The 25,161-nt window shown below is 55.6% G+C and carries 20 protein-coding genes; 16 read left to right on the top strand and 4 right to left on the bottom strand.

The window, feature by feature from the left end; all coding sequences use genetic code 11:
- Nucleotides 1-78 precede the first annotated feature (78 nt).
- Together HBN68_RS16355 and HBN68_RS16350 are read left to right on the top strand one after the other, a co-directional pair.
- On the top strand, nucleotides 79-2,535 hold the full coding sequence (locus HBN68_RS16355) for an EAL domain-containing protein (protein ID WP_094992549.1): 2,457 nt from the start codon (nucleotides 79-81) through the stop codon (nucleotides 2,533-2,535).
- A 45-nt stretch (nucleotides 2,536-2,580) separates the two neighbouring features.
- Nucleotides 2,581-3,369 carry an iron-containing redox enzyme family protein gene (locus tag HBN68_RS16350; protein WP_094992548.1) on the top strand — a complete coding sequence of 263 codons (789 nt, stop codon included), beginning with the start codon at nucleotides 2,581-2,583 and terminating at the stop codon, nucleotides 3,367-3,369.
- A gap of 77 nt (nucleotides 3,370-3,446) precedes the next feature.
- Here HBN68_RS16350 and HBN68_RS16345 read toward each other — a convergent pair whose 3' ends face one another.
- The 4 genes from HBN68_RS16345 to HBN68_RS16330 form a co-directional block, all read right to left on the bottom strand.
- The gene (locus tag HBN68_RS16345) at nucleotides 3,447-4,187 is read right to left on the bottom strand and encodes a YciK family oxidoreductase (protein ID WP_094992547.1); all 741 of its coding nucleotides are present in this window, start codon (nucleotides 4,185-4,187) and stop codon (nucleotides 3,447-3,449) included.
- Between the two features lie 45 nt (nucleotides 4,188-4,232).
- Nucleotides 4,233-4,904 carry an N-acetylmuramic acid 6-phosphate phosphatase MupP gene (gene mupP / locus HBN68_RS16340; protein WP_094992546.1) on the bottom strand — a complete coding sequence of 224 codons (672 nt, stop codon included), beginning with the start codon at nucleotides 4,902-4,904 and terminating at the stop codon, nucleotides 4,233-4,235.
- Between the two features lie 3 nt (nucleotides 4,905-4,907).
- Entirely contained in the window at nucleotides 4,908-5,606 is a 699-nt protein-coding gene (gene ubiG / locus HBN68_RS16335) for a bifunctional 2-polyprenyl-6-hydroxyphenol methylase/3-demethylubiquinol 3-O-methyltransferase UbiG (RefSeq protein WP_094992545.1), read from the bottom strand.
- Nucleotides 5,607-5,669: 63 nt separating this feature from the next.
- Nucleotides 5,670-7,001, bottom strand: a complete 1,332-nt coding sequence (locus tag HBN68_RS16330; RefSeq protein WP_094992544.1) for a TRZ/ATZ family hydrolase — start codon at nucleotides 6,999-7,001, stop codon at nucleotides 5,670-5,672.
- Nucleotides 7,002-7,109: 108 nt separating this feature from the next.
- On the opposite strand from HBN68_RS16330, the gene mtnA reads away from it, so the two are divergent.
- The 14 genes from mtnA (at nucleotide 7,110) to rfbA (ending at nucleotide 25,130) form a co-directional block, all read left to right on the top strand.
- On the top strand, nucleotides 7,110-8,186 hold the full coding sequence (gene mtnA / locus HBN68_RS16325) for an S-methyl-5-thioribose-1-phosphate isomerase (RefSeq protein ID WP_094992631.1): 1,077 nt from the start codon (nucleotides 7,110-7,112) through the stop codon (nucleotides 8,184-8,186).
- Nucleotides 8,187-8,459: 273 nt separating this feature from the next.
- Nucleotides 8,460-11,123, top strand: a complete 2,664-nt coding sequence (gene gyrA, locus HBN68_RS16320; protein WP_094992543.1) for a DNA gyrase subunit A — start codon at nucleotides 8,460-8,462, stop codon at nucleotides 11,121-11,123.
- A 149-nt stretch (nucleotides 11,124-11,272) separates the two neighbouring features.
- On the top strand, nucleotides 11,273-12,358 hold the full coding sequence (gene serC / locus HBN68_RS16315) for a 3-phosphoserine/phosphohydroxythreonine transaminase (protein ID WP_094992630.1): 1,086 nt from the start codon (nucleotides 11,273-11,275) through the stop codon (nucleotides 12,356-12,358).
- Entirely contained in the window at nucleotides 12,358-13,452 is a 1,095-nt protein-coding gene (pheA, locus tag HBN68_RS16310; protein ID WP_047275333.1) for a prephenate dehydratase, read from the top strand. The genes serC and pheA overlap by 1 nt, the downstream gene beginning before the upstream one ends.
- Before the next feature lie 11 nt (nucleotides 13,453-13,463).
- The gene (gene hisC / locus HBN68_RS16305; protein WP_169965302.1) at nucleotides 13,464-14,576 is read left to right on the top strand and encodes a histidinol-phosphate transaminase; all 1,113 of its coding nucleotides are present in this window, start codon (nucleotides 13,464-13,466) and stop codon (nucleotides 14,574-14,576) included.
- Between the two features lie 4 nt (nucleotides 14,577-14,580).
- Nucleotides 14,581-16,815: a bifunctional prephenate dehydrogenase/3-phosphoshikimate 1-carboxyvinyltransferase gene (locus tag HBN68_RS16300; protein ID WP_094992629.1), complete on the top strand. Its 2,235-nt coding sequence runs from the start codon at nucleotides 14,581-14,583 to the stop codon at nucleotides 16,813-16,815.
- Nucleotides 16,812-17,498, top strand: coding sequence for a (d)CMP kinase (cmk, locus tag HBN68_RS16295; RefSeq protein ID WP_094992541.1), 687 nt, complete (start codon nucleotides 16,812-16,814; stop codon nucleotides 17,496-17,498). The genes HBN68_RS16300 and cmk overlap by 4 nt, the downstream gene beginning before the upstream one ends.
- A gap of 126 nt (nucleotides 17,499-17,624) precedes the next feature.
- Nucleotides 17,625-19,319 (top strand): 30S ribosomal protein S1, encoded by a 1,695-nt coding sequence (gene rpsA / locus HBN68_RS16290; protein WP_016780248.1) that lies wholly within the window; start codon nucleotides 17,625-17,627, stop codon nucleotides 19,317-19,319.
- Nucleotides 19,320-19,660: 341 nt separating this feature from the next.
- Entirely contained in the window at nucleotides 19,661-19,969 is a 309-nt protein-coding gene (ihfB, locus tag HBN68_RS16285; RefSeq protein WP_094992540.1) for an integration host factor subunit beta, read from the top strand.
- 11 nt (nucleotides 19,970-19,980) lie between these two features.
- Nucleotides 19,981-20,229 (top strand): lipopolysaccharide assembly protein LapA domain-containing protein, encoded by a 249-nt coding sequence (locus HBN68_RS16280; protein WP_070411999.1) that lies wholly within the window; start codon nucleotides 19,981-19,983, stop codon nucleotides 20,227-20,229.
- 308 nt (nucleotides 20,230-20,537) lie between these two features.
- Nucleotides 20,538-21,908: a Wzz/FepE/Etk N-terminal domain-containing protein gene (locus HBN68_RS16275; protein ID WP_169965300.1), complete on the top strand. Its 1,371-nt coding sequence runs from the start codon at nucleotides 20,538-20,540 to the stop codon at nucleotides 21,906-21,908.
- A gap of 79 nt (nucleotides 21,909-21,987) precedes the next feature.
- Nucleotides 21,988-23,445 (top strand): MBL fold metallo-hydrolase, encoded by a 1,458-nt coding sequence (locus HBN68_RS16270; protein WP_169965298.1) that lies wholly within the window; start codon nucleotides 21,988-21,990, stop codon nucleotides 23,443-23,445.
- A gap of 112 nt (nucleotides 23,446-23,557) precedes the next feature.
- Nucleotides 23,558-24,085 carry a transcription/translation regulatory transformer protein RfaH gene (gene rfaH, locus HBN68_RS16265; protein ID WP_169965296.1) on the top strand — a complete coding sequence of 176 codons (528 nt, stop codon included), beginning with the start codon at nucleotides 23,558-23,560 and terminating at the stop codon, nucleotides 24,083-24,085.
- Nucleotides 24,086-24,251: 166 nt separating this feature from the next.
- Complete coding sequence (gene rfbA, locus HBN68_RS16260; protein WP_169965294.1) at nucleotides 24,252-25,130, top strand: glucose-1-phosphate thymidylyltransferase RfbA; 879 nt, start codon at nucleotides 24,252-24,254, stop codon at nucleotides 25,128-25,130.
- The last annotated feature ends 31 nt before the right edge of the window (nucleotides 25,131-25,161 follow it).

Genomic DNA, 25,161 nt, shown 5'->3' with positions numbered 1-25,161 from the left:
CAGAAATTGGCCTAGTCTCAAGTACCTGTGAGGCATTTTCTCTGGTTTTCATCCAGCAGTCTGAATGAAAGGGAACTCATGAAGCGTAAACGTGAACTTGGTACACCGCGGTTGCTGGGCATTGTCTGGCCGTTTATTGCGGTGGTTTTATTCCAGGCGTTATTAGGCTGCGTAAGCCTTTATATGCTTTCGGCAGTTCGGGGCTATGTAGCGGGCGAAAGCCTGTGGTCCAAGGGTCAAAAAGATGCCATTTACTACCTCAACCTGTACGCGGACAGCCGGGACCAGGCCATTTTTGATAAGTACCAGCAAGCCATCAGGGTGCCGCAAGGAGGCCACAACCTGCGCCTGGCGCTGGATCAGTCCCCCCCCGATCTGAATGCCGCCCGCGAAGGCATCTTGCAGGGAGGCAACAGCCCGGATGATGTGACGAGCATCATTTGGTTCTATCGCAATTTTCGACATTTCAGTTACCTGGATACCGCTATCCAAAAGTGGACGGTGGGTGACGATTACCTGATCCAGCTCGATAACCTGGCGCAGGAAATGCACCAAAAAATCAGTGCTAACCAGGCCAGCGATGCGGACGTGCAGCGCTGGAAGCGGCGGATTTTCGAGATCAACGAAGGCGTGACCCCGGCCGCCAAAGCCTTCAGCGACGCGCTGGGTGAAGGTTCGCGCTTTATTCAACAGCTGCTGATTGTCGTTAACCTGGCCACGGCCCTGATGCTGATTATGCTGGCCCTGTTGCGCACCCATAAAATCCTGGCGCAGCGCCGGGCCTTTGCCGAGGCGTTGCAGGTGGAGAAAGAGCGCGCGCTGGTGACGTTGGAGTCGATTGGCGACGGGGTGATTACCACTGATGTGAACGGTGCCATCGATTACATGAACCCGGCTGCCGAACAGCTCACCCACTGGAACTCCAGGCAGGCGCAGGGCGTGCCCTTGGCGGCGTTGTTCAGGTTGTTGGATGAAAATGCGCCTGATGATGGTTTTAAGCTGATCGACCATATTTTGAGTGGGCAGTTGGGCAATAGCAGCGATCACTCCAAGCTGATCCAGCGCATGGATGGCACCACCGTCGCCGTGACGCTGGTTGGCGCGCCTATTTTCAGTGCAGGCAAAGTCAGCGGCGCCGTGCTGGTGCTGCATGATATGACCCAGGAGCGGCAATACATCGCTAATCTGTCCTGGCAGGCCACCCACGATGCATTGACCGGATTGGCCAATCGCCGCGAATTTGAGTACCGACTGGATCTGGTGCTGCAAAACCTGGGGCGTCAACACGGGCGGCATGCGTTGATGTTTCTCGACCTTGATCAGTTCAAATTGGTCAATGACACCTGTGGCCATGCAGCGGGTGATGAGTTACTGCGCCATATCTGCGCGCTGCTGCAATCAGGCTTGCGCGAGGGCGATACGCTGGCCCGTCTGGGGGGCGATGAGTTTGGCATTCTGCTGGAGAATTGCCCGCCGGACATGGCGGAAAAAATTGCCGAGGGCTTGCGTCAGACCGTACAAAGTTTGCATTTTGCGTGGAAGGGTCGCCCCTTTCTCAACACCATCAGCATCGGTCTGGTGCACATCCATCAAGCCCCTGTGACGCTGGAAGGTTCGCTGCGCGCAGCGGACATGGCCTGTTACATGGCCAAGGAAAAAGGCCGCAACCGGGTGCAGGTCTACCACGCCGACGACTCCGAACTGTCCTTGCGTTTTGGCGAAATGGCATGGGTGCAACGCCTGCACGTGGCATTGGAAGAGAACCGGTTTTGCCTGTATTCACAGGAGATCACGCCGCTGGGGCAGGGCGTCGAAGGCGGGCACGTCGAGATTTTGCTGCGCCTGCACGACGAGTCGGGGCACATCATTCTGCCCGACAGTTTTATCCCGGCAGCAGAGCGCTATGGCCTGATGACATCCATCGACCGATGGGTGGTCGAAAACGTGTTCAAGGTGATTTCTGAATGTGCCGCGCAGGGGTCGGATCAACCGATGGCCATGTGCGCGATCAATCTGTCGGGCTCAACCATTGGTGATGAGGACTTCCTGCAGTTCCTGCACGAACAATTCGAGTGTTACGGGGTGGCGCCGGAGCGGGTGTGTTTCGAAATAACCGAAACCAGCGCCATTTCAAATCTGGGCAGTGCGATTCGCTTTATCAACGACCTCAAAGGGTTGGGTTGCCACTTTTCGCTGGATGACTTTTGCGCTGGCATGTCATCGTTCGCGTACCTGAAACATCTGCCCGTCGATTTTTTGAAGATCGACGGCAGTTTTGTGAAGGATATGCTGGACGACCCCATTAACCGCGCTATGGTTGAGGTTATTAATCATATCGGGCATGTTATGGGCAAACGCACTATTGCAGAGTTCGTTGAATCGCCGCAGATTGAGCAGGCATTGATCGAGATTGGTGTCGATTATGCTCAAGGCTACATCATTGAACGACCGCGATTGTTCACCTGTGACAGCCTGTTGTCCCGCCCCAAGCGCTCATGGCCATTGGCTTTGAAGGCGCCGGGTTCGTTGCGTTGACGTTGTGCAGGTATGTCTTAATCACCTCTCAAAAGGAACCCGATTGTGATCGATACATTTGTTCGTACTGGCCCGCTCATGGAAGCCACCAGTTATCCGCAATGGGCTCAGCAGCTGATTCGTGACTGCGCGCCGAGCAAGCGCCGGGTCGTAGAGCATGAAATCTACAAACGCATGCGCGACAACACGATCAACCCCAAAACCATGCGCATGTACCTGATTGGTGGCTGGCCAGTGGTCGAGCAATTTTCGTTGTACATGGGGCACAACCTCGGCAAAACCCGCTATGGCCGCCACCCCGGCGAAGACATGGCCCGTCGTTGGCTGATTCGCAACATTCGCGTTGAACTCAACCATGCCGATTACTGGGTGCATTGGGCGCGGGCCCATGATGTGAGCCTGGACGACATGATTGCCCAGGATATTCCGGCAGAGTTTCAGGCATTGAACGACTGGTGCTGGCACACCTGCACGGCGGACTCGTTGGCGGTGTCGATGGCAGCGACCAACTACGCCATTGAAGGTGCTGTGGGTGAGTGGTCGGCCGTGGTCTGTTCGAGCACGGTGTATGAAGAGTCATTTCCGCAAGAAGGGCGCAAGCGCGCCATGAAGTGGCTAAAAATGCATGCTCAGTACGATGACGAGCATCCATGGGAAGCTCTGGAGATTATTTGCACGCTGGCAGGCTTGAACCCGAGCGAAGCGCTGCAAACTGAGTTGCGCAAAGCGATTTGCAAAAGCTACGACTACAAATACTTGTTTCTGCAAAGCTGCCTGCAATACGAGAAGGCACCTGTGGTGCGCGAGCGGCTGGAGATGGTCGAGGCCACCTAAAGCCCTTTTCCCCGCTTTTAAGGCGTAAAAAAACCGCAAGCTGCATCACGTGCAGCCTGCGGTTTTTTTGTAGGCGCTTACTGCGCGTCGAACGCCTGACCGTTGATCCCGGTGCTGTCCGGGCCCATCAAGTACAGGTAAACCGGCATGATTGCTTGCGGCAGCGGGTTGTTTTCCGGGTTTTCGCCCGGATACGCCAATGCCCTCATGCTGGTGCGGGTTGCGCCGGGGTTGATGCTGTTGGCGCGAACTGGCGCTACGCCGTCCACTTCGTCGGCCAAGGTCTGCATCAAGCCTTCGGTCGCGAACTTCGACACGCCATAGGCGCCCCAGTAAGCTCGGCCTTTGCGGCCCACACTGCTTGAGGTGAAGATCACCGATGCGTCCTGCGACAGCTTGAGCAGCGGCAGCAGGGTGCTAGTGAGCATGAACATGGCATTGACGTTGACCTGCATGACACGCATGAAGTTCTCGCCCGAGAGCTGTTCCAGCGGCGTACGCGGGCCGATGATTGAGGCGTTGTGCAGCAGGCCGTCGAGGTGGCCGAATTCGTTTTCGATCATGGCCGCCAGTTCGTCGTACTGGTGCGGCAGTGCGGTTTCCAGATTGAACGGGATGACCACGGGTTGCGGATGACCTGCGGCCTCAATCTCGTCGTAAACCTGACTCAGATTGGCCTCGGTTTTACCCAGCAGCAGTACCGTTGCACCATGGGCTGCGTAGGTTTTGGCGGCGGCAGCGCCGATGCCCCGGCCTGCGCCAGTCACCAGAATGACGCGGCCCTGAAGCAGGTCAGGGCGGGCGGAATAATCAAACATAAAAAGCCTCTACGAGAAGATAGGGTCCAAGGCGGCGCTTGCTGCTTAGCAACTGCACATCGCGTTATCCAATACTTTGCGCAAATCGCAGGGGTGATCGACCACGACGTCGGCGCCCCAGTGATCCGGGTTGTCGTCGGGATTGATATAGCCAAAGCGCACAGCGGCGGTCTTGGTGCCTGCATCACGGCCCGACTCGATATCGCGCAGGTCATCACCCACGTACAGAACGCTTGCAGGGTCGAGGCCAAGCATGTTGCAGGCCAGTAATACTGGCTCCGGATCGGGCTTGCTGTTTGTCACGTGGTCGGGGCAGATCAAGACTGCCGAGCGCTCAGCCAGCCCCAGGCGCTTCATGATCGGTTCTGCGAAGCGCACCGGCTTGTTGGTGACGACGCCCCAGACCAGGTGCGCTTTTTCGATATCGGCCAGGAGCTCGGCCATGCCATCGAACAGCCGGGTGTGAACGGCGCACTCTTGCTGATAGCGTTCGAGGAACTCCAGGCGCAGGGCTTCGAACCCCGGGGACTCCGGGTCCATGCTAAACGTCACGGCCACCATGGCGCGTGCGCCCCCGGAGATTTCGTCGCGGATCAGCTTGTCAGCGATAGGTGGCAGGTCACGTTCAGCACGCATTGCCTGACAGATGGCAATAAAGTCCGGCGCGGTATCGAGCAGGGTGCCGTCCATGTCAAAAAGAACTGCTCTTAAACGCATGGGTTACTCCTCGCGCAGGGTCTGGATCATGTAGTTGACGTCGACGTCCGATTCCAGCTTGTAGTGCTTGGTCAGCGGGTTGTAGGTCAGGCCGATGATGTCTTTGACGCTCAGTCCGGCTTGACGGCTCCATGCACCCAGCTCGGAAGGGCGGATGAACTTCTTGAAGTCGTGGGTCCCGCGCGGGATCAGCTTCATGATGTATTCGGCGCCAATGATCGCGAACAGGTAGGCTTTAGGGTTGCGGTTGATGGTGGAGAAGAACACTTGGCCGCCGGGTTTGACCAAGCGATGGCAGGCGCGGATGACCGACGCAGGATCTGGCACGTGCTCAAGCATTTCAAGGCAGGTCACCACGTCGAATTGCCCCGGCATTTCTTCAGCCAGTGCTTCAGCGGTGATCTGGCGGTAATCCACTTCCACACCGGATTCCAGTTGATGCAGGCGGGCAACGGCCAGTGGCGCTTCGCCCATGTCGATGCCCGTCACCTGTGCCCCGCGTTGGGCCATGGATTCGCTGAGAATGCCGCCGCCGCAGCCGACGTCGAGAACTTTTTTGCCGGCCAGTTGCACCCGTTCGTCAATCCAGTTGACGCGCAGCGGATTGATGTCATGCAGCGGCTTGAATTCGCTTTCGCGGTCCCACCAGCGATGGGCAAGCGCTTCGAATTTGGCGATCTCGGCGTGGTCAACGTTGCTCATGGGTAAATCCTCTAAAACTGAAAAATCCGGGTAATGCGGCGGGCTTGCGCCCACGCGTTGGAATCAATGGGCCTGGCTGGCGATGCGCTCGCCCCAGGCTTTGGCGGTGCTGACCAACTGTTGCTCGTCCAGGCGGGTCAGGCGTCGGTCTTCGACCAGCTGTTTACCGCCTACCCACAGGTGTTGCACGCAATCACGGCCTGTGGCGTAGATCAGTTGCGACACGGGATCGTAGACCGGCTGCTGGGCGAGCCCGCTCAGGTCAAAGGCCACTATGTCTGCATATTTACCGATTTCAATGGAGCCGATATCGCTTTCCAGGCCCAAGGCGCGGGCGCCGTTGAGGGTGGCCATGCGCAAGGCGCGGTGGGCGTCCAGCGCCGTGGCCGAACCTGCAACTGCCTTGGCCAATAAGGCGGCAGTACGGGTTTCGCCCAATACGTCGAGGTCATTGTTGCTGGCTGCGCCATCCGTGCCAACGGCCACATTCACCCCGGCCTGCCATAAGCGCTCGACCGGGCAGAAGCCGCTGGCCAGTTTCAGGTTTGACTCGGGGCAGTGAATCACGCTGGAGTTGCTTTCTACCAGCATCGCCAGGTCGTCATCGCTGATCTGGGTCATGTGAACGGCCTGGAAGCGCGGGCCCAGCAGGCCCAGTCGGGACAAGCGGGCCAGTGGGCGCTCGCCGTTATGCTCAAGCGCCTGATGCACTTCAAATGCCGTTTCGTGCAGGTGCATATGAATCGCCGCGTCCAGCTCATCGGCCACAACGCGGATTTTTTCCAGGTTCTCGTCGCTGACCGTGTAGGGCGCATGGGGCCCAAAAGCGATCTTGATGCGCGGATGAAATTTAAGGTCGCCAAACAGCTCGACCGCCTGGCGCAACGATTCATCCGCCGTGCTGGCGCCGGGGATCGGGAAATCGAGGATTGGAATGGCCACCTGCGCCCGAATACCGCTTTCGTGAACTCGGTCGCACGCGATCTTGGGGTAAAAGTACATGTCACTGAAGCAGGTGATGCCGCCTTTTAGCTGCTCGGCAATCGCAAGGTCGGTGCCGTCGCGCACGAAGGCTTCGTCGACCCATTTGCCTTCTGCGGGCCAGATATGGTCTTGCAGCCAGGTCATGAGAGGCAGGTCATCGGACATGCCGCGAAACAGCGTCATCGCCGCATGCCCGTGCGCGTTAATCAGCCCCGGGCAGAGCAGCATGTCTGGCAGCTCGCGGGTTTCATGCGCGGTGTGTTTCAAGGCCGCGGCGCGCGGGCCAATGAACACGATGCGTCCGTCACGGATCCCCACGCCGTGGTCCTTGAGTACGACGCCGGCGGGTTCGACAGGCACCAACCAGGTTGGCAACAGTAATAAGTCGAGGGGCGCAGTAGCAATCGGCATCGAAAAGGGTGTCCAGTGCTTTATAAAAAGGAGGCGAAGTATACCCGAGCGTCTTGCAAGAGGGCTCGCTATAATCGGCGGCTTTGTTTCTGGGTGATGGGGGAAGGCATGCGCGATCGACTGCTGGCGGCGGAAAAAGTGAAGGCCATCGACTGGCGGGGCGAGGCCCTGTATCTGCTGGATCAGCGCATTTTGCCGTTTGAGGAAAGCTGGCTGGCCTACACCAGCGCCGAAGGTGTCGCACAGGCCATTCGTGACATGGTGGTGCGTGGTGCGCCGGCGATTGGTATTGCGGCAGGTTACGGCGTGGTGCTCGCTGCACGCACGCGCAAGGCCGCTGGCGGTGACTGGGTGGCAGCACTGGAGGCCGATTTTATGCTGCTGGCCGATTCGCGGCCGACGGCGGTCAACTTATTCTGGGCGCTCAACCGCATGCGCGAGCGTCTGGCCCGTGTGCAGCATCGCGAGAATGCCCTGCAGGCCCTCGAAGATGAAGCCCTGGCCATTCATGAGAGTGATCGCGAAGCCAACCTGACGATGGCGCAGCTGGGTGTTGATGTGATTCGTCGTCATCAAGGCAACGCCCAGGCAGTGTTGACTCACTGCAATACCGGTGCGCTGGCGACCGGTGGGTTTGGGACGGCGCTGGGCGTGATTCGTGCTGCGTTCCTGGAAGGCATGATTGAACAGGTCTATGCCGATGAAACCCGGCCGTGGCTGCAAGGTTCACGCCTGACCGCCTGGGAATTGGCCAATGAAGGTATTCCAGTGACGCTGAATGCGGATTCGGCTGCGGCTCACATCATGAAAACCAAAGGGGTGACCTGGGTGATTGTGGGTGCAGATCGCATTACGGCCAATGGCGATGTGGCGAACAAAATCGGTACTTACCAGTTGGCAGTCAATGCCATGCACCATGGTGTGCGGTTTATGGTGGTCGCGCCCAGCTCGACCATTGACATGGAAATGGACAGCGGCGAGGCCATTCCGATCGAAGAGCGTGAGGGGGATGAACTGCTGAGTGTGGGCGGTAAGCGGGTTGGTGCCCACGTCCAGGCGTTCAATCCGGTATTTGACGTTACCCCTGCGGACCTGATCGATGTGATCGTGACTGAAAAGGGCATTGTCGAACGTCCGGATGCCGCCAAAATGGCTCAGCTAATGTGCCGCAAGCGGCTGCATTAAGACGCTCTCGGCTCCCCAGAGCGCGTTTGAGCCGATAATTGGTGCACTTACTGTGTGGCATGCGCATCTGGGGGATAGGTGCGTGGCGGCGATTGTGATAACATCCGGCGGTTTCCAGGGTGCCCCGCAGGGGTTGCCCTTAATGCGCAAATCCGTGTCATAACTCGTTGATTTGTCGTAAGTCGTTGCTTGGCACGTGGCCAGCATCGGCGAGCTTCGTTCGTCCCGAATGGATGTGGCGAAGTTTCACCCGAAAAAGGAATCAGGCTTCTCATGGGCGAACTGGCCAAAGAAATCCTCCCGGTCAATATCGAAGACGAGCTGAAACAGTCCTACCTCGACTACGCAATGAGCGTAATTGTCGGGCGGGCACTGCCTGATGCACGCGATGGCTTGAAGCCCGTGCACCGGCGTGTGCTGTTTGCAATGAGCGAACTGAACAACGACTGGAACAAGCCGTACAAGAAATCTGCCCGTGTGGTCGGTGACGTAATCGGTAAGTATCACCCGCATGGTGATACTGCGGTTTACGACACCATCGTTCGAATGGCTCAGCCATTCTCCCTGCGCTACCTGCTGGTAGACGGTCAGGGTAACTTCGGTTCGGTCGACGGCGATAACGCTGCGGCCATGCGATACACCGAAGTGCGCATGACCAAGTTGGCCCACGAGCTGCTGGCCGACTTGCACAAAGAGACCGTGGACTGGGTGCCGAACTACGACGGCACGGAAATGATCCCGGCGGTCATGCCCACCCGTATTCCGAACTTGCTGGTCAACGGCTCCAGCGGTATTGCCGTGGGCATGGCCACCAACATTCCGCCGCACAACCTGGGTGAAGTAATCGACGGCTGCCTGGCGCTGATCGATAACCCTGAGCTGAGCGTCGATGAGTTGATGCAGTTCATTCCGGGCCCGGACTTCCCGACAGCGGCCATCATTAACGGTCGTGCCGGCATCATCGAAGCCTATCGCACCGGTCGTGGCCGTATTTATATGCGTGCCCGCTCGATCATCGAAGACATCGACAAGGTCGGTGGTCGTCAGCAGATCGTGATCACCGAGCTGCCTTACCAGTTGAACAAGGCGCGTCTGATCGAAAAGATCGCCGAACTGGTCAAAGAGAAAAAGCTCGAAGGCATCACCGAGCTGCGCGACGAGTCCGACAAAGACGGTATGCGTGTCGTGATCGAGCTGCGTCGCGGTGAGGTTCCGGAAGTCATCCTCAACAACCTGTATGCCCAGACTCAGCTGCAAAGCGTGTTCGGCATCAACATCGTGGCCCTGATCGACGGTCGTCCGCGCATCCTGAACCTCAAGGATCTGCTGGAAGCCTTCGTGCGTCACCGCCGCGAAGTCGTCACTCGCCGCACCGTATTCGAGCTGCGTAAAGCCCGCGAACGCGGTCACATCCTTGAAGGCCAGGCGGTAGCACTGTCCAACATCGATCCTGTGATTGCCCTGATCAAGGCCTCGCCAACGCCGTCGGAAGCCAAGGAAGCGCTGATCAGCACCCCTTGGGAGTCCACCGCTGTGGTGGCCATGGTCGAGCGCGCCGGTGCCGACTCCTGCCGTCCAGAGAACCTGGACCCGCAATACGGTCTGCGTGATGGCAAGTACTTCCTGTCGCCAGAGCAGGCTCAGGCCATTCTTGAATTGCGCCTGCACCGCCTGACCGGCCTTGAGCACGAGAAGCTGCTGGCCGAATATCAGGAAATCCTGAACCAGATCGGCGAGCTGATCCGTATCCTCAACAGCGCTGTGCGATTGATGGAAGTGATTCGCGAAGAGCTGGAAGTGATCCGCGCCGAATACGGTGATGTGCGCCGTACCGAAATCCTCGATGCCCGCCTCGATCTGACGCTGGGTGACATGATTCCGGAAGAAGAGCGCGTGGTGACCATTTCCCATGGTGGTTACGCCAAGACCCAACCACTGGCTGCGTACCAGGCTCAGCGCCGTGGCGGCAAGGGTAAGTCGGCTACTGGCGTCAAGGATGAGGACTACATCGCTCACCTGCTGGTAGCCAACAGCCACACAACGTTGTTGCTGTTCTCCAGCAAAGGCAAGGTGTACTGGCTCAAGACTTATGAAATTCCTGAGGCTTCCCGCGCAGCCCGTGGTCGTCCGCTGGTTAATCTGCTGCCGCTGGATGATGGCGAATACATCACCACCATGCTGCCGGTCGAGCAATACACGGAAGGTCACTTCATCTTCATGGCCACTGCCAACGGCACTGTGAAGAAAACCCCTCTGGAAGCCTTCAGCCGCCAGCGCAGCGTCGGCTTGATCGCCCTGGAACTGGATGAAGGCGATGTGCTGATCAGTGCTGCGATCACGGATGGCGAGCGCGAAGTCATGCTGTTCTCCGATGGCGGCAAGGTCACGCGCTTCAAAGAGTCTGACGTGCGCGCCATGGGCCGTACGGCACGCGGTGTTCGCGGCATGCGTCTGCCAGAAGGTCAAAAGCTGATTTCGATGCTGATTCCTGAAGAAGGCAGCCAGATCCTCACCGCTTCGGCGCGTGGTTATGGCAAGCGCACGCCGATCAGCGAGTTCCCTGAATACAAGCGTGGCGGACAGGGTGTAATTGCCATGGTCAGCAATGAGCGTAATGGCCGTCTGGTCGGTGCGGTTCAGGTGCTGGATGGTGAAGAGATCATGCTGATTTCCGATCAGGGCACGCTGGTGCGCACCCGTGTCGATGAAGTATCGAGCTTGGGGCGTAACACGCAGGGCGTTACCTTGATCAAGCTGGCAAGCGATGAAACGCTGGTTGGGCTTGAGCGGGTTCAGGAGCCTTCTGAAGTTGAAGGCGAAGAGCTCGAAGGTGAGGGCGAAGGCGGTCTCGAGGCCGAAGGCGAGGTCCTGCGCGATGGCGCTGACGACGAGCAACCGCTAGAGGCTGCCGCTGACGAAGAAGCACCGCAAGAATAAGCGGACACACAGGGGGCGGATGAGAATTCGCCCCCTTGTTGTTTGTCCCGTATGAAAAATCGGCACCCCCGTGGGCGCGGTCTCGCGTTTAACCGCAGTGCCGAGTACCGATTTATTGCATGACCCACCAAATCAGAGCGAGAGTGGATGTGAGCAAACGAGCCTATAACTTCTGCGCAGGACCCGCTGCGCTTCCTGAAGCTGTCCTGTTGCGTGCCCAGTCCGAGTTGCTCGACTGGCATGGCAAAGGCCTGTCAGTTATGGAAATGAGCCATCGCAGCGATGAGTTCGTGTCCATTGCCACCAAGGCTGAGCAGGACCTGCGTGACCTGCTGTCTATTCCCTCGGACTACAAAGTGTTGTTTCTGCAGGGTGGCGCGAGTCAGCAATTTGCTCAGATCCCGCTTAACCTGCTGCCGGAAAATGGCAAGGCTGATTACATCGACACGGGTATCTGGTCCCAAAAAGCCATTGAAGAAGCATCGCGCTTTGGTGCGGTCAATGTGGCTGCCACGGCCAAGCCGTACGACTACTTTGCGATTCCGGGTCAGAACGAATGGAATCTGAACAAAGACGCGGCCTATGTGCATTACGCGCCGAACGAGACGATTGGTGGCCTGGAGTTTGACTGGATTCCGGAAACGGGTGACGTGCCGCTGGTGGCTGACATGTCCTCTGACATCCTGTCGCGTCCGGTGGACGTGTCGCGTTTCGGCATGATTTACGCAGGGGCACAGAAAAACATCGGGCCGAGCGGTATCGTGGTCAACATCATTCGGGAAGATTTGCTGGGGCGTGCACGCTCAATCTGCCCGACCATGCTCGATTACAAGGTCGCGGCCGACAATGGCTCGATGTACAACACGCCACCGACGCTGGCATGGTACTTGTCCGGCCTGGTGTTCGAGTGGCTGAAAGAGCAGGGCGGGGTGGAAGCCATTGGCAAGCGTAATGAAGTGAAAAAACGTACGCTTTACGACTTCATTGATGCCAGCGGTCTGTACAGCAACCCGATCAACAAAACCGACCGCTCCTGGATGAACGTTCCGTTCCGTTTGGCCGATGACCGTCTCGACAAGCCGTTCCTGGCGGGTGCCGAGGCGCGTGGCCTGTTGAACCTCAAGGGGCATCGTTCGGTGGGGGGGATGCGGGCTTCGATCTACAACGCAGTGGACATCAACGCCGTCAATGCGCTGGTGGACTACATGGCAGCGTTCGAAAAGGAACACGGCTAATGTCCGAACAGGAACTCAAAGCCTTGCGTTTGCGCATTGATAGCCTGGACGAAAAGGTCCTGGAGTTGATCAGTGAGCGCGCGCGCTGCGCACAAGAGGTCGCGCGGGTAAAAATGGGCTCGCTGGCGGAGGGCGAGGTGCCGGTGTTTTATCGGCCCGAGCGCGAGGCTCAGGTGCTCAAGCGGGTGATGGAGCGCAACAAGGGGCCGCTGGGTAACGAAGAGATGGCGCGCTTGTTCCGCGAAATCATGTCGTCGTGCCTGGCGTTGGAGCAGCCTCTGAAGGTGGCTTATCTGGGGCCGGAAGGCACCTTTACGCAAGCTGCCGCGATGAAGCACTTCGGTCATGCCGTCATCAGCAAGCCAATGGCTGCAATCGATGAGGTGTTTCGTGAAGTGGCGGCCGGAGCAGTGAATTTTGGTGTGGTGCCGGTGGAAAACTCCACCGAAGGTGCTGTTAACCACACGCTCGACAGCTTCCTTGAGCACGATATGGTGATTTGCGGCGAGGTCGAGTTGCGCATTCACCATCACTTGCTGGTGGGCGAGAACACCAAGACCGATAGCATCAGCCGCATTTATTCCCACGCCCAGTCGCTGGCCCAGTGCCGCAAGTGGCTGGACGCGCATTACCCGAATGTCGAGCGTATTGCCGTATCGAGCAACGCCGAAGCGGCCAAGCGTGTGAAAGGTGAGTGGAACTCGGCAGCCATTGCTGGTGATATGGCAGCGGGCCTCTATGGCCTGACGCGACTGGCCGAAAAGATTGAAGACCGTCCGGACAACTCCACGCGGTTCTTGATGATCGGTAATCAGGAAGTGCCGCCGACCGGTGATGATAAAACATCGATCATTGTGTCCATGAGTAACCGTCCGGGTGCGCTGCATGAGTTGCTGGTGCCGTTCCATGAAAACGGCATCGACCTCACGCGCATCGAGACGCGTCCTTCGCGCAGTGGTAAATGGACTTACGTTTTCTTCATTGATTTTGCGGGTCACCACCGAGATCCGCTGGTCAAAAGTGTGCTGGAACAGATCAGTCAGGAAGCAGTTGCACTCAAAGTGTTGGGTTCCTACCCGAAAGCGGTTCTTTAAGGCGATTTCTCATGAGTGGTGATTTTCTCGCCCTGGCATTGCCGGGCGTGCAACAACTTTCGCCTTACGTCCCGGGTAAGCCTGTGGACGAGCTGGCGCGTGAGCTGGGGATTAATCCGGACACGATCGTCAAGTTGGCGAGTAACGAAAACCCGTTGGGTCCGAGCCCTAAAGCGTTGGCGGCTATTGGCGATGCGCTGGCAGAGCTGACGCGTTATCCCGATGGCAACGGTTTTGCCCTAAAGACCCTGCTGGCGGAGCAATGTGGCGTCGAGCTGGATCAGGTGACGCTGGGTAACGGTTCCAATGACATTCTGGAGCTGGTAGCGCGCGCCTATCTGGCGCCGGGCCTGAATGCCGTCTTCAGTGAGCATGCGTTTGCGGTGTACCCGATTGTCACGCAGGCTGTGGGTGCACAAGCCCGTGTGGTGCCTGCAAAAGCGTGGGGTCATGATCTGCCTGCCATGTTGGCTGCCATAGATGAATCCACGCGAGTGGTGTTTATCGCCAACCCGAACAACCCGACTGGAACCTGGTTCGATGCAAATGCGTTGAATGAGTTTTTGCAGGATGTTCCGCAGCGTGTGCTGGTTGTGCTGGATGAGGCCTACATCGAATACGCGGATGGTGGCGATTTGCCGGATGGCCTGGAGTTTCTGTCTGCTTATCCGAATCTGCTGGTATCGCGTACCTTCTCCAAAGCTTACGGTCTGGCAGCATTGCGTGTGGGCTACAGCCTGTCGGCGGCAGTCGTGGCGGATGTGCTGAACCGCGTGCGGCAGCCATTCAATGTCAACAGCCTGGCGTTGGCGGCTGCTTGTGCTGCGCTCAAAGATATCGAGTATCTGGCACAAAGCCGGCGTCTGAACGAGGCCGGAATGCAGCAGTTGCAAGAGGGTTTTAGTGCGCTCGGCCTGAGCTGGATCCCGTCCAAAGGCAATTTCATTGCGCTGGATGTAGGGCAGGAAGCTGCCCTTGTGTATCAAGGCCTGCTGCAGGAGGGGGTGATTGTGCGTCCCGTCGCCAATTACGGCATGCCGAATCACCTGCGCATCACCGTGGGGCTACCCACTGAAAACGCCCGCTTGCTTGAAGCATTGTGCAGGGTTCTTGCTCGTGGTTGATGTCATGTCCAGGCATTCTGTCAAGCCGTTAGTGGGCCGATTGGTGGTCGTCGGGTTGGGGCTCATCGGTGGTTCATTTGCCAAGGGGCTGCGTGAAAGCGGGTTGTGCGCGGAAGTGGTGGGCGTCGATCTTGATGCTGCATCCCGTGCCCTGGCTGTCGATCTGGGCGTGGTGGACCGCTGCGAGGCGGATCTGGCAGTAGCATGCCGCGGGGCTGATGTGATTCAGTTGGCGGTGCCGATCCTGGCCATGGAGAAAATGCTCGTTCAGTTGGCGGGCATGGAACTGGGGCAGGCCATCCTGACGGACGTTGGCAGCGCCAAAGGCAACGTAGTGCGCGCAGCAGCTCAAGCGTTTGGTGGTGTGCCGCCACGCTTTGTGCCCGGGCATCCGATTGCGGGCTCCGAACAAAGCGGGGTAGAGGCATCAAATGCCCGTCTGTTCGAGCGGCACAAAGTCATTTTGACGCCGTTAACCGACACGGACCCCGACGCGCTCAGGGTGGTGGATGCGATGTGGCGTGCCCTCGGGGCTGACGTCGAGCACATGCAGGTTGAGCGTCACGATGAAGTCCTCGCAGCGACGAGTCATTTGCCACACTTGCTGGCATTTGGTTTGGTGGATTCACTGGCCAAACGCAACGAGAATCTGGATATTTTTCGCTACGCTGCGGGTGGCTTTCGCGATTTCACAAGGATCGCGGGCAGCGACCCGGTGATGTGGCATGACATTTTCCTCGCCAATCGCGAGGCGGTTCTGCGCACATTGGATACATTTCGCACAGACCTCGACGCCTTGCGCGACGCGGTCGATGCAGGGGACGGGCATCAGTTATTGGGCGTGTTCACGCGCGCCCGTGTTGCTCGCGAGCATTTCGGTAAAATCCTGGCCCGCCGGGCATATGTGGACCCTATGAATACGAATGATCTGATTTTCCTGGCAAAACCTGGTGGACACGCAACTGGCCGCATCCGTGTGCCGGGCGACAAGTCCATTTCTCACCGCTCGATCATGCTCGGCTCGTTGGCTGAAGGCACGACCGAGGTAGAGGGATTCCTTGAAGGCGAAGATGCGCTGGCAACGTTGCAGGCTTTTCGTGACATGGGTGTGGTCATTGAGGGGCCGCATCAGGGGCGCGTGACGATTCACGGTGTTGGCCTGCACGGCCTGAAAGCGCCTCCGGGGCCGATTTATCTGGGCAATTCCGGGACATCCATGCGCTTGTTGTCGGGTTTGTTGGCGGCGCAACCGTTTGATACCACCCTGACCGGTGATGCCTCGCTGACCAAGCGCCCAATGAATCGTGTGGCCAATCCATTGCGTGAAATGGGTGCCGTCATTGAAACCGCCGCCGAAGGACGTCCTCCGATGACCATTCGAGGCGGCCATGCGCTAAAAGGCATGAATTACACCCTGCCGATGGCAAGTGCACAGGTTAAATCCTGCCTGCTGCTGGCTGGTTTGTACGCTGAAGGCAAGACCTCGGTGACTGAGCCTGCGCCAACCCGTGACCATACCGAGCGCATGCTGCGTGGCTTCGGCTATCCGGTGACTGTCAACGGTGCCACTGCTTCTGTTGAGTCGGGCCATAAGCTGACTGCGACACACATTGAAGTGCCGGGTGATATCTCGTCCTCTGCGTTTTTTCTGGTTGCTGCTTCGATTGCTGAAGGTTCCGACCTGGTGCTGGAACATGTCGGAATCAACCCGACCCGTACCGGTGTCATCGACATTCTGCGTTTGATGGGGGCCGATATTACCCTTGAAAACCAGCGTGAAGTCGGAGGCGAGCCCGTTGCAGATCTGCATGTGCGTGCCGCGAAGCTTAAAGGTATCGACATTCCGCAAGCGCTGGTGCCGCTGGCAATTGACGAGTTCCCGGTGTTGTTTGTGGCGGCTGCGGTAGCTGAAGGCCGTACGGTGTTGCGTGGCGCGGAAGAGTTGCGCGTCAAGGAGTCAGACCGTATTCAGGTGATGGCAGATGGCTTGCTGGCACTGGGCGTGAAATGCGAGACGACCCCGGACGGCATCATTATCGACGGTGGCTCGATAGGCGGTGGCGAAGTCCATGGCCATGGTGATCATCGTATTTCGATGGCGTTCAGCGTGGCGTCCTTGCGTGCCTCTGCGCCGATTCGCATCCATGACTGTGCAAACGTTGCGACGTCGTTCCCCAACTTCCTTGCGCTGTGCAAGCAGGTCGGTATGAATGTCGCAGTAGAAGAGGCAGTGTCGTGAACCAGTCGCCCCCGGTTATCACCATTGACGGTCCTAGCGGTTCGGGTAAGGGCACGGTAGCAGGGCGTCTGGCCAGAGAGTTGGGCTGGAAACTGCTGGATTCCGGTGCCTTGTATCGTCTGTTGGCGCTTGCGGCCCGCAATCATGCTGTCAAGCTGGATGACGAAAAGTTGCTGAAAATGTTGGCGACACATTTGGATGTGCAGTTCGTCGGAGCGACAGAAGGTAGTCTGGCCAGGATTATTCTGGAAGGCACTGATGTCACTGGGGATATTCGCGATGAGTACGTAGCGGCAGATGCGTCGACTGTCGCGGCGTTGCCCGCTGTTCGTGAAGCTTTGCTGCAACGTCAGCGAGATTTTCAGGAATTTCCCGGGCTGGTTGCGGACGGCCGTGACATGGGAACGGTCGTTTTTCCGGGCGCTCCGCTGAAGATTTTCCTCACCGCCAGCGCTGAAGAGAGAGCCCGGCGGCGCTACTTGCAGTTGAAGGCAAAGGGCGATGATGTTAGTCTCCCGGGTCTGCTTGCCGAGATACGTGCGCGCGATGAGCGCGATACGCAGCGTGCAATAGCCCCGCTCAAGCCGGCGGCTGATGCCATACAGCTTGACTCTACGGAGTTGTCTGTTGAGCAGGTGCTTGACCGCATCAAAAGTGAAATCGCACTGCGCGGTATCGCTTGATGACCAAGAAAGCATGCAGGAGACCAGAAATAGTCCTGCATGCCTTCTTTTATATGAACGTAACCCACATTGTCTGGAATGTGGCAGATGGGCGTATTCCTTCGCCCTTATTCAACAGGAATTAAAATGAGCGAAAGCTTTGCAGAACTCTTTGAAGAAAGCCTAAAAACCCTGAATCTTCAGGCTGGCTCGATCATCACCGCGATCATCGTTGATATCGACTACCAAGCTGGTTGGGTTACCGTTCACGCTGGTTTGAAGTCTGAAGGCCTCATCCCGCTGGAGCAGTTCCACAACGACGCTGGCGAACTGAACATCAACATCGGTGATGAAGTTCACGTTGCGCTGGACGCGGTAGAAGACGGCTTTGGCGAAACCAAACTGTCCCGTGAAAAAGCCAAGCGCGCTGAATGCTGGATCGTTCTGGAAGCAGCCTTCGCAGCAGAAGAAGTGGTCAAGGGCGTTATCAACGGTAAGGTTAAAGGCGGCTTCACTGTCGACGTTAACGGCATCCGTGCGTTCCTGCCAGGTTCTCTGGTTGACGTTCGTCCAGTGCGCGACACCACGCACCTGGAAGGTAAAGAACTGGAATTCAAGGTCATCAAACTTGACCAGAAGCGCAACAACGTTGTTGTTTCGCGTCGCAGCGTACTGGAAGCAGAGAACTCGGCAGAGCGTGAAGCGCTGCTGGAATCCCTGCAAGAAGGTCAGCAAGTTAAAGGTATCGTTAAAAACCTCACCGACTACGGCGCATTCGTGGATCTGGGTGGCGTTGACGGCCTGCTGCACATCACCGACATGGCGTGGAAGCGTATCAAGCATCCTTCCGAAATCGTCAACGTTGGCGACGAGATCGATGTCAAGGTTCTGAAGTACGATCGCGAACGCAATCGTGTTTCCCTGGGCCTCAAGCAACTGGGCGAAGATCCATGGGTTGCTATCAAAGCCCGTTACCCAGAAAGCACTCGCGTTACCGCTCGTGTAACCAACCTGACCGACTACGGCTGCTTCGCTGAGCTGGAAGAAGGCGTTGAAGGTCTGGTACACGTTTCCGAAATGGACTGGACCAACAAAAACATCCACCCTTCGAAAGTCGTACAAGTCGGCGACGAAGTGGAAGTTATGGTTCTGGACATCGACGAAGAGCGTCGTCGTATCTCCCTGGGCATCAAGCAGTGCAAATCTAACCCATGGGAAGATTTCTCTGGCCAGTTCAACAAGGGCGATAAAATCTCCGGCACCATCAAGTCGATCACCGATTTCGGTATCTTCATTGGTCTGGACGGCGGCATCGACGGTCTGGTTCACCTGTCCGACATCTCCTGGAACGAAGTTGGCGAAGAAGCCGTACGTCGTTTCAAGAAGGGCGACGAGCTGGACACCGTTATCCTGTCTGTTGATCCAGAGCGTGAGCGCATCTCCCTGGGTATCAAGCAGCTGGAAAGCGATCCGTTCTCCGAGTACGTACAAGAGAACGACAAAGGCGCAATCGTTAAGGGCATCGTGAAAGAAGTTGACGCTAAAGGCGCCATCATCACTCTGGCCAACGATATCGAAGCGACTCTGAAAGCCTCCGAAATCAGCCGTGACCGCGTTGAAGACGCGCGCAACGTTCTGAAAGAAGGCGAAGAAGTAGAAGCCAAGATCATCAGCGTTGATCGTAAGAGCCGCGTAATCCAACTCTCCATCAAGTCGAAAGATGATGCTGAAGAGAAAGAAGCAATCCAGAGCCTGCGCGACAAGCCAGCGACCTCTGACATTGCTGCTGGTCCGACCACTCTGGGCGACCTGCTGCGTGCACAAATGGAAAAGCAGAACTAAGTTCTGATTGACCATTAAAAAGGGCGACTTCGGTCGCCCTTTTTTGTGCGCGATGGAGTCTCTTGGCTTTACAGTCTCAATCCCTTGCTCTTGTAGTCACTCATGCGCTCGAGCGTGACTGAGTGGGGCTCTGCGTGCCCATGCAAATCCCACCCCTGCGGGCCTGCTGATCATCGAGTTACTTGCAGCGTACTTGCGTCTATCTTTATGAGTCGCGTGTGCCTAAAAGTTCCCCTTCAATATTTCTTTCGATAAGTCAATCCCTGGGCTGTTCAAAGTCACTTGATCATGCTAAAACCTTTCAAGCGCTGATCTAGCTGCTTGAAAAAGAAGGGAAAAATATGACGAAGTCGGAGTTGATCGAACGAATTGTCACCCATCAAGGGCTACTCTCATCCAAAGATGTGGAGCTGGCCATCAAGACCATGCTTGAACAAATGTCACAGTCCCTGGCGACCGGAGATCGAATAGAGATCCGAGGTTTTGGCAGTTTTTCGCTGCACTATCGTGCACCGCGTGTTGGCCGAAACCCAAAAACCGGGCAGTCCGTCAGCCTTGACGGCAAATTCGTACCTCACTTCAAGCCGGGCAAGGAATTGCGTGATCGGGTCAATGAGGACGAGGAAGATGGCTTTAACCCTGAAGAGTAAAGGAGCTGCTCATGCGTGCTATTAAGCGCACAGCCGTCGTGGTGGTGTCTCTGCTGATTTTCTTTGGCGTGATTATTTTCATCCTTGAAAACCAAGAGGCGACATCGCTGACGTTTTTGGGCTGGCATACACCATCATTGCCAGCCTCTGTGTTTTTCGTAGGGGCATTACTGGTGGGTTTAGCAATTGGGCCGCTATTAGGGTTGCTTGCCTACTGGCGAAAATCGGCTGGTTTGAAGCGTCGAGCGCACCTAAGCTGACGAGCGTTTTTACCGTTGAAGCGCGTGAGCTTTAACGGAAAGGGCAATATACGGTGAGTGGGGCGCCGTAAGAATTATGACTTTTTTGTGTAAGCTTTTTCCCAGGAAAAATCCTGCTCATCCTTAAGCCTTGTATTGTTTTGCAATACTGGCAGAATGTGGGTTGTACTCGATTGCCAGCTATTTTTTGTGCTTCACCAGGTGCGCAGTGATGCCATTACCCGGTTGATAATAAATCGTATTTCAAGCACGCAAGAAAAATTTCTGTATGACGAGCCCGCAGTTTCTTTTGAAGGCAGGCCCTTGTTGTGACCAGTATTTCTCGTATACCCAGTGGCTCATCGTCGGATGAGATTGACCTGTTTGCATTGTTTCAGGCAATTTGGCAACAAAAGATAATCATCATCGCCACAACCATCGTCTGCGGGATGATTGCACTGGGCTATGCCTATTACGCAACACCTGAATATCAGGTCACCAGCATTCTTCGTCCGGCTGCCATCAATGAGCTGGACGCTTTGAATCGCTCGGGTGTCTACACTCTCCCGCCCAGCGAGGCATTGTTGAAAGTTGGAGCAAGCCTGGAGTCATACGACTCGCGCTTGGGTTTCTTCCGGGAGAATCAGGAGCTCTTCAGACAATTCGAGCGTCCAGGGCGAACACTTGAACAAAGTTTCGAGGAGTTCAACCGTGACTCGCTCAAGTTGGTTCTGCCAGACCCTAAAAAAGCGGATGCACTCAGTGCTTTCATAGGTCTTGAGCTGAACTACCCCAAAGGCGTGGATGGTGTCCAGATTCTCAATGGATTTGTTGATTACGCAATCAATGCAGAGCGTGAACAGATTGCTGCTGACCTGAAAGTCATCGTCAACAACCGTCTGACTGAGCTCAAAGGCAAGATCGACGCTGCCCGCGCAAGCTATGAAAATGACAAAGCATCTCGTATCGCCACGTTGCAGGAGGCAGATAACCTTAAGCGTGCTCAGCTACAAGATGAGTTGAAAGCCTTGCGTCAGCAGTTGAAAGTGGCGCGTTCAGACAGGATGGCGCAATTGTCAGAAGCGATTGGCATTGCTAAAACCTTGGGGATTCAAAAGCCGACCACGCCTTCTGCCTTGGGCGACTCTGTACGTTCGGGCGATACCAGCGTCATGCGGACCGAAATCAACAACCAGCAGATTCCTCTCTACTTCATGGGTGTTGAAGCCCTGGAGGCGGAGCGTGCGGCCTTGCAGCAGCGTAAAACGGATGACTTCACCGAAGGGCGCATTGCACAGATTGCCCGTGAGTTGCAATTACTGCAAAGCAACAGGGAAGTTGAAGTGCTCAAGCAGCGTCAAAATGAAGACGTTTTTTTGAGTGGGGTTGAACCTCTGCGTGCAGAAGTCGTACGGTTGGGCAACTTGAACAATCTGGATTTCACAAACCTGAAGCTTGTTTCCATCGACCGTAAAGCGTTGGAACCTATGGCGCCTGTTAAACCCAAAAAGTCGTTGATTGTAGTGATGGGTTTGTTGCTCGGTGGCATGTTTGGAGTCTTCATTGTGCTAATGCGGTACTTGGTCAAGTCGCATCGACTTCAGCAGCAAAGACTGTCCCCGGTGCTCTCTGCGACGTTAAACGGAGCACAGGGTGTGGTGAGCGGTAACGGAAAAGTCTTGCAAAGTGATCGACGCTGATCGGTTAGATGCCTGGATGCATCTCGACCTGACTTGTGGACTAATTGCCTCTTCATGGAGTTGAGCCGAGAGCAAGCCTATGCCGTATCCACACATCATTCACCATGGGGCCGTTAATGGCGTCACAGGTTCATGCCACCAACTGGTGATGGATGCTGATGCCAGTCTGTTGATTGACTGTGGCCTTTTTCAGGGAACTGAAAAAAGTGCTAATGCCAGCGTTCATAGCCAGCAGCATGGCATCAATTTTTGCCTGGAAGGTATCAAGGCGTTGGTGGTTACGCATGTGCATGCAGACCACGTGGGTCGAATTTCTTGGTTGCTGGCAGCGGGGTTCGATGGGCCGATCATTTGTAGCGAACCCTCGGCCAAGCTTTTGCCATTGATTCTTGAGGATGCTTTCAAGCTTGAAATAAGTCGCGACTCAAAAAAAGTTGAGCGTTACTTAGAGTATGTAGATGCCCGTATTGTGGCGTTGCCTTACGGGCAATGGCACGCGATTGAATCCGGTGAGCATGTACTGCCACGAATCCGCTTACAGCGCGCAGGCCACATCCTGGGTTCGGCTTATGTGGAATGTGATCTGAGCTACCCGACTCATGACCAAAACCTGAGGATCGTGTTTTCTGGCGATTTGGGTGCACCGCATACCCCTTTGTTACCGTCTCCTCAATCTCCCGAACGTGCGGATGTGCTGGTCTTGGAAAGCACCTATGGCGATCGTTTACATGAGGGCAGGGCTTGCCGTCAGTTGACGCTTGAACACGCCATTGACAAGGCACTCGCAGACCACGGCACTTTGTTGATTCCGGCATTCAGCATAGGTCGTACCCAAGAGCTGCTCTGCGAAATTGAAGACATCCTTCACCGAAAAGCAATGCTTGCAGTGAACCTTGCAGCGGCGAACAAGGATCAATCCTTGCCGGTCAATTGGCCGCAATTGCCTGTCATCGTCGATTCCCCCCTGGCAGGTCGGCTAACAGCTGCATATCGCCAACTGGAACCTTACTGGGATGGGCCTGCACGTGAGCGCTTGAGCGATAATCGTAACCCTCTGCTTTTTGAGCAATTAATCACTATCGATAGCCACGCAAAACACCTGCAAACAGTCAACTATCTAAGCAGCACGGGTCGCCCCGCCATTGTGATAGCGGCAAGTGGCATGTGCTCCAGCGGTCGAATTGTTAATTACCTCAAAGCCATGCTTTCAGACCCAAGGCATAATGTACTTTTTGTGGGTTATCAAGCGCAGGGTTCAGTTGGCGCAAATATTCAAAAATACGGATCGACAGGTGGTTTTGTTGAGTTAGAAGGTGAGCGCTGTATTATCCGTGCAGGCGTTTCGAGCTTAGGCGGATATTCTGCCCATGCTGACCAACAAGATTTGCTCAATTTTGTATCCGGTATCGACCCGTTGCCCAAACAAATACGCTTAGTGCACGGTGAGCTTTTTGCAAAAGAAACCTTAGGGAATGAACTCTACAAGCTCTACAACACTCGAAGCCAATCACTTGAGCTACTGATTCCTGAATATTAAACCTGAACATGTGCGATGGCATATCGCCACTAATAAAAGACCCTGACGGTTTGCCCGCGCAATCATGACAGGCACGATGGCAGACCACGGAAGACCGCTTGATGATTGACCCATGGACCTGAGAAGCAACCACAATGTTCCAACATCCGTTGCGCCAAAGCAGGGCGACTGGTACTTGGTGCAATGCAAACCTCAACAAGACGAGCGCGCAGAAGAAAACCTTGTGCGTCAGGGCTTTGTATGTTCACGTCCAGTCTGTCGCCGTGAGCGTATGCTAAGAGGCAAGCGTCAAATCATCGAAGAATCGTTGTTTCCAGGCTACCTCTTCATCCACATGCCAGCCGGTTCAAACTGGGCTCCCCTGCGCTCGACGCGAGGGGTGGCACGTATTGTTGCGTTTGGTGGACGCCCCTTGGCAGTCGCTGACGATCTCATCGAAACCCTCCAGTCGCGTGTCAAAACGCAGCTTATCTCCCAGTTCACGCCAGGTGAGCACGTTGTCATCAAGGATCACGGATTTGAGGGCATTGAGTCCATCTTCATGGCAATGGAGGGAGATGAAAGGGTCATTTTGCTTATCAATCTGCTAAATCGGCAGCAACAGATCAGTTTGCCTCTGGCGAGTATCGCCAGTCGCTAAAGCAATACTCAGGATCGCATCCTGGGCAGCTATGGATTAAACCGTTCTCAGGAAATTGACGATCAATCCTGGGGCGGTAGCGTGTTTTTATAAACATCAAATGCCTCCAGCCGACACCTGTCGCGCTAAAGGTGCTTTAATAAATAAATAAGGAAATTATTAAACGATGACCATACCAAACCGCAAAGGCATAATTCTCGCAGGCGGTTCAGGCACACGCCTACACCCCCTGACCTTAGGCGTATCAAAACAGATGTTGCCGATCTACGATAAACCCATGATTTTCTATCCATTATCCGTACTCATGCTGGCGGGCATGCAAGAGATCTTGATTATTTCTACGCCGGAAGATCTACCAAGTTTTAAAAAGTTACTGGGGGATGGTAGTCAATACGGTATTAAGCTTAGTTACGCTGCGCAACCTAGCCCTGATGGATTAGCACAAGCATTTATTATAGGTGAAGAGTTCATTGGTGAGGATCATGTATGCTTGATTCTCGGTGATAATATTTTTTATGGCCAATATTTTTCAGAAAACTTACGCTCGGCTATGTCGAAAATTGTAGGTGCTACAGTTTTCGGTTATCACGTTTCTGACCCCGAGAGATTTGGTGTTGTTGAATTTGATAAGTCTGGCCGCGCATTAAGTATTGAAGAAAAGCCGGTTTCACCTCGATCAAACTATGCAGTCACAGGGTTGTACTTTTACGACAATGACGTGGTGGAAATAGCTAAAAATATCATGCCTTCACATCGCGGTGAGTTAGAAATTACTGATGTTAATAGTAAGTACCTAGAAGAAAAAAAGCTAAGTGTAGAAATGTTAGGCCGTGGATTCGCTTGGTTAGATACGGGTACTCATGAGTCCTTATTAGAGGCAAGCCACTTCGTACATACTATTGAGCATCGCCAAGGTCTTAAAGTAGCATGTTTAGAAGAAATAGCACTCAATAAAGGGTGGATTACTGCTGAGATGTTAGCGGTGCAAGCTGAGCGGCTCAAGAAAACTGGATATGGACAGTACCTTGCTAAATTATTGATGTAACTCATTTCTTGCGAGGCTTTAGTTGTCTTGT

The organism is Pseudomonas sp. WS 5078 (assembly GCF_012985745.1).
Lineage (GTDB): Bacteria > Pseudomonadota > Gammaproteobacteria > Pseudomonadales > Pseudomonadaceae > Aquipseudomonas > Aquipseudomonas lundensis_A.
The sequence above is the reverse complement of the archived record's forward strand: the minus strand, read 5'-3'. Positions and strand labels throughout refer to the sequence as shown.

Coding starts and splice junctions, on each gene's coding strand:
- HBN68_RS16355 (WP_094992549.1), top strand. CDS start 79: ATGAAGCGTAAACGTGAACTTGGTACACCGCGGTTGCTGGGCATTGTC.
- HBN68_RS16345 (WP_094992547.1), bottom strand. CDS start 4,187: ATGTTTGATTATTCCGCCCGCCCTGACCTGCTTCAGGGCCGCGTCATT.
- mupP (WP_094992546.1), bottom strand. CDS start 4,904: ATGCGTTTAAGAGCAGTTCTTTTTGACATGGACGGCACCCTGCTCGAT.
- ubiG (WP_094992545.1), bottom strand. CDS start 5,606: ATGAGCAACGTTGACCACGCCGAGATCGCCAAATTCGAAGCGCTTGCC.
- HBN68_RS16330 (WP_094992544.1), bottom strand. CDS start 7,001: ATGCCGATTGCTACTGCGCCCCTCGACTTATTACTGTTGCCAACCTGG.
- mtnA (WP_094992631.1), top strand. CDS start 7,110: ATGCGCGATCGACTGCTGGCGGCGGAAAAAGTGAAGGCCATCGACTGG.
- gyrA (WP_094992543.1), top strand. CDS start 8,460: ATGGGCGAACTGGCCAAAGAAATCCTCCCGGTCAATATCGAAGACGAG.
- pheA (WP_047275333.1), top strand. CDS start 12,358: ATGTCCGAACAGGAACTCAAAGCCTTGCGTTTGCGCATTGATAGCCTG.
- hisC (WP_169965302.1), top strand. CDS start 13,464: ATGAGTGGTGATTTTCTCGCCCTGGCATTGCCGGGCGTGCAACAACTT.
- HBN68_RS16300 (WP_094992629.1), top strand. CDS start 14,581: ATGTCCAGGCATTCTGTCAAGCCGTTAGTGGGCCGATTGGTGGTCGTC.
- rpsA (WP_016780248.1), top strand. CDS start 17,625: ATGAGCGAAAGCTTTGCAGAACTCTTTGAAGAAAGCCTAAAAACCCTG.
- ihfB (WP_094992540.1), top strand. CDS start 19,661: ATGACGAAGTCGGAGTTGATCGAACGAATTGTCACCCATCAAGGGCTA.
- HBN68_RS16280 (WP_070411999.1), top strand. CDS start 19,981: ATGCGTGCTATTAAGCGCACAGCCGTCGTGGTGGTGTCTCTGCTGATT.
- HBN68_RS16270 (WP_169965298.1), top strand. CDS start 21,988: ATGCCGTATCCACACATCATTCACCATGGGGCCGTTAATGGCGTCACA.
- rfaH (WP_169965296.1), top strand. CDS start 23,558: ATGGACCTGAGAAGCAACCACAATGTTCCAACATCCGTTGCGCCAAAG.
- rfbA (WP_169965294.1), top strand. CDS start 24,252: ATGACCATACCAAACCGCAAAGGCATAATTCTCGCAGGCGGTTCAGGC.